The 5,700-nt window shown below is 76.2% G+C and carries 4 protein-coding genes; 1 reads left to right on the forward strand and 3 read right to left on the reverse strand.

All coding sequences use genetic code 11. The annotated features are described in order from the left end of the window. Positions 1-6 precede the first annotated feature (6 nt). A complete protein-coding gene (locus ACFV0Q_RS37450; RefSeq protein ID WP_385011945.1) occupies positions 7-1,413 on the reverse strand; it encodes a tetratricopeptide repeat protein in 1,407 nt (468 codons plus the stop codon). Between the two features lie 163 nt (positions 1,414-1,576). Between ACFV0Q_RS37450 and ACFV0Q_RS37455 the strand changes: the two genes are divergently transcribed. After that, positions 1,577-2,932, forward strand: coding sequence for a M64 family metallopeptidase (locus ACFV0Q_RS37455; protein ID WP_385011948.1), 1,356 nt, complete (start codon positions 1,577-1,579; stop codon positions 2,930-2,932). A gap of 83 nt (positions 2,933-3,015) precedes the next feature. On the opposite strand, the gene ACFV0Q_RS37460 is transcribed toward ACFV0Q_RS37455, so the two are convergent. Both ACFV0Q_RS37460 and ACFV0Q_RS37465 read right to left on the reverse strand, forming a co-directional pair. Then, the gene (locus ACFV0Q_RS37460) at positions 3,016-4,179 is read right to left on the reverse strand and encodes a serine hydrolase domain-containing protein (protein WP_385011949.1); all 1,164 of its coding nucleotides are present in this window, start codon (positions 4,177-4,179) and stop codon (positions 3,016-3,018) included. Between the two features lie 4 nt (positions 4,180-4,183). Next, positions 4,184-5,700 (reverse strand): carboxylesterase/lipase family protein (locus ACFV0Q_RS37465; RefSeq protein ID WP_385011952.1); only part of this gene is annotated, 1,517 nt, incomplete at its 5' end.

Genomic DNA, 5,700 nt, shown 5'->3' on the forward strand with positions numbered 1-5,700 from the left:
CCGCCCTCACCGCGGCGCCGGGAGCGGCTTCGCGTCCGGGGCCGGCGGCGGGGTCGTGGCCGAAGCGCCGAAGGGGGCCGCCGGGGGCGGGCCCAGCGTGGTGGTGCCCGGGGCCGCCGCGCGGTGGCCGAGCCCGGTGCGGTAGGCGTCGAGCGCCGCCTCCGTGCGGCCCTCCCGCCGCAGCAGGTCGCCCAGCAGCCGGCACAGGTCGGCCAGGTCGCCGCCCGCCCCACTGCGCTCCAGCAGAGCGAGCGCCCGTACGTAGTGCTCCTCGGCCGCCTCCGCCTGCCCGCGTTCCTGCGCGATCAGCCCCAGCAGCCGGTGCGCGCCGCCCGCGTGCACGGCCCCGGCGTCCACGGACCCCGGCGCCGCGTGCGGCTCCACCAGCCCCGAGACCAGTTCCACCGCCTCCTCGTACCGGCCCAGCCGGCGCAGCACATCGGCCAGCTCCACCTCCACCTGCGCGGTGTACAGGGCCGCCCGCCGGGCCGCCAGCATCTCCCGCGCGGTCCTCAGCTCCCGCTCCGCCGCCTCCAGTTCCCCGTGCTGCGCCCGGATGTAGCCGCGCATCCAGTGGCAGTGCGCCAGGTCCGTGCGCAGCCGCAGCTGCCGGTACACGGCCTGCGCCTTGGCCAGCGCGGCGTCGGCGTCGGCCGGCCGGCCCTCGGCGAGGAAGGTCCGCGCCACCTGCCGGTGCATCCCCGCCACCAGCGCCGGATCCCCGACCCCCGGCGCCAGCGCCAGCGCCAGTTCGGCGGCATGGGCCGCCCGGGCCACGGCGCCCATGTCGAGGTACGGGCTGATGACCGCCGCGTAGAGCAGCACCAGCGCCTCCGGATCCCCGAGGCCGCCCGCGTTCAGCGCGTCGATCGCGGACTCCAGCAGGTAGCAGGCGTAGCGCAGCTCCCCGCGCAGCAGGTGGGCGACCGCCCGGCCGCGCACGGCCCGCGCCCGGCGCGGCAGCGGCTCCCCGGCCAGCAGCAGCTCCGCCGCCTCGAAGTGCCGCGCCGCGTCGGCCGGAGCGCCGGACTCCAGGGCGCAGTCGCCGAGCCCGAGCAGCGCCTCGGCCCGCTCGTCGGCCAGGCCCAGGCGCTCCGCCTCGGCGAGCAGCCGGGCGAAGTGCGGGGCGGCCTCGTCCGCCGAACCGGTGGCGAGGGTGCGCTGCGCGTCGGTCAGGGCCAGCCGCAGCTCGGTGGCCAGATGGGCCGGGCGGCCGGTGGCCAGCTCCTCGTACGAGGTCTCGAGCCGGCCGGCGAGGAAGCGCAGCGCGGCCTCCGAGGGGCGGACCTTGCCCGCCTCCAGGGTGGACACGTACGCCGGGGTGTACGAGGGCTGCGCCAACTGCCGCTGGGTCAGACCGCGTTCCGCGCGCAGTCGCTGCACCCTGCGGCCGATCTCGGCCGGTTCGTCCACGAAATGCCCCCGTTGTGTACCTGGCTGTTTCAACTCCCCAGTATTCAGCGGGAGTCACCCATTGCGCAGGACCCGCGCGCCACCTAATTTAAGCAGCTGGTTCAGCGGATTTAACTCCGTACTTAATTTCCCCGGCCAACTCCCTCTCCAGGCGGAGGACTTCATGAGACCAGCCGTCAGACCGGCCCTGCGCACGGCCCTCGCAGCGATGTGCGCGAGCGCCGCCCTGCTGGCCGCGACCGCCGCTTCCGCGCCCGTGGCGGCGGCCGACCCGCCCCGCCGGGCCGCCGCCGTCGAGGTCGAGATACCCGGGCCGGAGCACGGCGGGGAAGCGGGCTCCGGCCACGTCCGGGTGCCGGCCGCCGGGCCCGCCAAGGCCGCTTCCCGCCTCTCCGATCCGGCCCGGGCGGCCGACGGGCAGGTCACCAAGATGGTCGGAAACGGCCCCACCGGCGACCGGCTGGACGTGGTCGTGATCGGCGACGGCTACACCGCCGACCAGCTCGGGCAGTTCCACGCCGACGCCCGGGCGAAGTGGGCCGAGGTCACGGCCGTCGAGCCGTACACGACGTACCGCGACCTCTTCAACGTCTGGACCGTGGACGCCGTCTCCGCCCAGTCCGGCGTTTCCGGCGACCCCGGCCCGGACACCGTCCGCGACACCGCGCTCGGCTCGTACTTCTGGTGCGAGTCCATCGAGCGGCTGCTGTGCGTGGACCAGCCCAAGGTGGACGCGTACGTGGCCAAGGCGCCCGCCGCCGATCTGGTCATCGTCCTGGCCAACAGCGCCAAGTACGGCGGTGCCGGCTACAACGAGCCCAGCGCCGCCCTCGGCTACGAGGGCATCTCCACCGCCTCCGCCGGCCACCCCAAGTCCGGGCAGGTCGCCATCCACGAGACCGGGCACTCCCTCGGCAAGCTCGCCGACGAGTACTTCTACCCCGGCGTCCCCGACTACGAGAAGTACACCGGCCCCGAGCCGGCCGAGTCCAACACCTCGACGCTGGACGCGGGCGCGATGGCCGGGCAGCGGGCCAAGTGGTACCGCTGGCTCGGCGAACCGTCCCCCGACGGCGGGACCGTCGGCGCGTACGAGGGCGGCGGCTACTACGTCACCGGCCTCTACCGGCCCACCGACAGCTCGCTGATGCGCGTGCTGGGCAAGCCCTTCAACCTCCCCGGCGTCGAGGCGATGATCGGCGGGTTCCACCGCCACGCGCACCTCGTCACCCCGCTCACCCCGACCGACCGCGTCCTGCGGCTGCGGAACACGGCGAAGGCCGCCGTCCCGCGCCTGGCCGCGCCGGACGGACGGCAGTTGGCGGTGCGCTGGTACCTCGACGGGCGGGAGCTCAAGCGGTTCGCGGGCCGCACCGAGGTACGGGTGGCCGACCTGTGGCTGCTCGACCTGCGCGGCCACAAGCTGTCGGTGACCGCCGAGGACCGCACGCCCGCCGTCCGCGACCCCGCCGTCGCCCGCACCCTCACCTCGACGGCCACCTGGGACGTCCGCCTCTGAGCGGGCACGCGCGGCGGGTACGGGACCGGGCCGCCACCGCGGCGGCGCGCCCGGACCCGCCCCGGCCGGTCGTGCGGGCGGCCCTAGGGGAGCTCCGGGCCGGCCGCGTAGCGCCAGAAGTCGCGCATGACCGGGGGCGGGGTCGGGCCGCTCAGTTCGCGTTGCGTCAGCAGGATGGCGGTGGTGGCGGTGGAGGGGACGATGTGGGCGGCCGTGCCCGTGCCGCCCACCCAGCCGTAGCGGCCGAGGACGTTCCAGGGGTCGCGCACGGTGACGTCCACGGAGCCGCCGAACCCCCAGCCCTGGCCCTCCAGGAACAGTGCGCCGCCCTCCCGTTGGGCCGGTGTCAGCCAGTCGGTGGTCATCCGCCGTACGGAACCGGGCGACAGCAGCACCCGCCCGTCGTCGGTCAGGCCCCCGGCGAGCAGCATCCGGGCGAAGGCGTACAGGTCGGCGGCGGTGGAGACCAGGCCGCCGGTGCCGGACGGGAACGCCGGGAGGCGGCTCCACTGCCCGTCGGGGGCGTCGATCAGTTCCAGCGGGCCGCCCTCGGGCCCGCTGCGGTAGTAGCCCGTGAACCGGCCGAGTCCGCCCTCCGGAACCGCGAAGGCGGTGTCCGTCATCCCCAGCGGGCCGAAGACCCGCTCCTCCAGGAACGCGGGCAGCGAACCCCCCGACACCCGGGCGATCAGTACGCCGAGGACGTCGGAGCAGGTGTTGTACAGCCAGGCCTCGCCCGGCTGGTGCAGCAGCGGGATCCGGGACAGGGCGGCCATCCACGCGTCCGGCGCCGCGACCAGCTGCGGCTGCGGCGGACCCTGCCGGAGCTCGCTGAACAGCAGCCCGACGGCGGGCAGGGAGAAGTCCGACGGGAAGCCCCAGCCGGCCCGGAAGGTCAGCAGGTCCTCGACGGTGATGGGCCGCGCGGCCGGCACCACGTCCTCGACCGCCGCGTCCGGTGTGCGGACGACCATCGGCGAGGCCAGCTCGGGCAGCCAGCGCGATACCGGGCTGTCCAGGGCCAGCCGGCCGTCCTCGATCAGCGTCATCACCGCGGCGGCGGTGACCGGCTTGGTCAGCGAGGCGACGCGGAAGATCGAGTCCGGGGCCATCGGCGTGCCGCCGCCGGCCTGCGCGTACCCGAGGGCGGCGGTCTCGACCCGGTCGCCGCGCGCGACCAGGGCCACCGCCCCCGGCATCGCGCCGCCGCTCACGTACCGGTCCAGGACGCGGTGCAGGCCGGTCATCGGTTCACCTTCCGGGAGGGGTGGGGCGGGGAGCCGGCAGGGCGTCCCACAGGGCGCAGTGGTGTGCGGCGGCGGCCTCGAACGGCCGGATGCCCCCGGGGCCCGGGGCCAGCCTCAGCACGGACGCGGCGGCGGAGGGCGCGATCCGCGGCCACGCGGCGGCCCCCGGCCCGTTCGGCGAGCCGGTGCGGGCGAAGCGCGTCCAGTAGCCGGTCATCGCCTCCGACAGCAGCCGCTGGGGCTCCGCCAACGGCACCGACGTGAACAGGTAGGGCAGTTCGAAGCCGTGCGCCGCCCCGTACGGGAAGCCCGCCGGCTCCGGCAGCCCGACGGAGTTCGGGGCGCCCCGGTCGGCGAACAGGTAGCCGTACGTGGGCACGTGGCGGGCCAGCGCCCGGCTGTCGCGGAGCGCCGGGCAGGTGAAGGAGGCATCGGAGAGCGCGGTCGCGAAGGCCAGCGCCGCCGTCGGGAAGGAGGCCGCCGGGTACGCCGCCTCGACGGCCGGGGCCGAGGCGCCGAAGGAGGCCAGCAGCCGTGCCCGGTAGCCCCGTTCGCCGTCCACCGGGTACGCCGCCAGGGTCTGCGCGAGGAAGAGCCGCGTCTCGTCCAGGTTGGTGCCCTGGATCACCGGCACCCGGTGGAAGCGGCCCGACTCCAGGGCCCGGCGCGGTTCGAGGGGGAGCAGGGCGTTGCCGTAGGAGACCCCGGAGAAGCCGTCCATCAGCTCGGTCGTCGCCAGCCGGCCCGCGTCCAGGCCGCGCAGGCAGTCCAGGACGGTGCCGGACGGGGGCGCGCCGCAGCCGAGCCGGACCGCCGCCGCGGTGCCCTCGGAGACGGTGCGCCGCTCGGGCACGATGGGCTCGTAGGCGCCGAGCGTCGGCAGCAGGGCGTACGGCGGCACGGTGGTCGAGCAGGAGCCGCTCTGTGCTATGGCCCGCGCGAACAGGCCCGCCGACGCGGGGGAGGCCAGGTGCGCGCAGACGCTGAGCCCGCCCGCCGACTCCCCGAACACGGTCACCTCGCCCGGGTCCCCGCCGAACCCGGCCGCGTTCGCCCGTACCCAGCGCAGGGCCGCCTGCTGGTCGGCCAGACCGAAGTCCGGGGCGCCGCCCAGCTCGGGATGGCCGAAGAAGCCGAAGACGCCGAGACGGTAGTTGACGGTGACCACCACGGTGTCGCCCCGCACGGCCAGCGGTTCGGGCCGGTACGGGTCGCCGGCGCCGTTGCGGAAGCCCCCGCCGTGGAACCACACCATCACCGGGCGCCCCCGGCCCGGCCCCGCGGGGGCGGTGACGTTCAGGTACAGGCAGTCCTCCGAGCCGCTCGGCCCGCCCGGTCCGAGCGGCGGCAGCTGGACGCAGCGGGCCCCCGGCGCTCCCGCGTCGAGCACCCCCGCCCGGTGCGGGGCGGCGCGCGGGAGGCGCCAGCGCAGCGGGCCCGTCGGCGGGGCGGCGTACGGGATGCCCTCGAAGGTCGCGTACGTTCCGTGCGCCCGGCCCCGTACGGGCCCTTCGGCGGTGG

The sequence above is a fragment of the Streptomyces sp. NPDC059564 genome (assembly GCF_042735575.1).
In the GTDB taxonomy this organism is placed as follows: domain Bacteria; phylum Actinomycetota; class Actinomycetes; order Streptomycetales; family Streptomycetaceae; genus Streptomyces.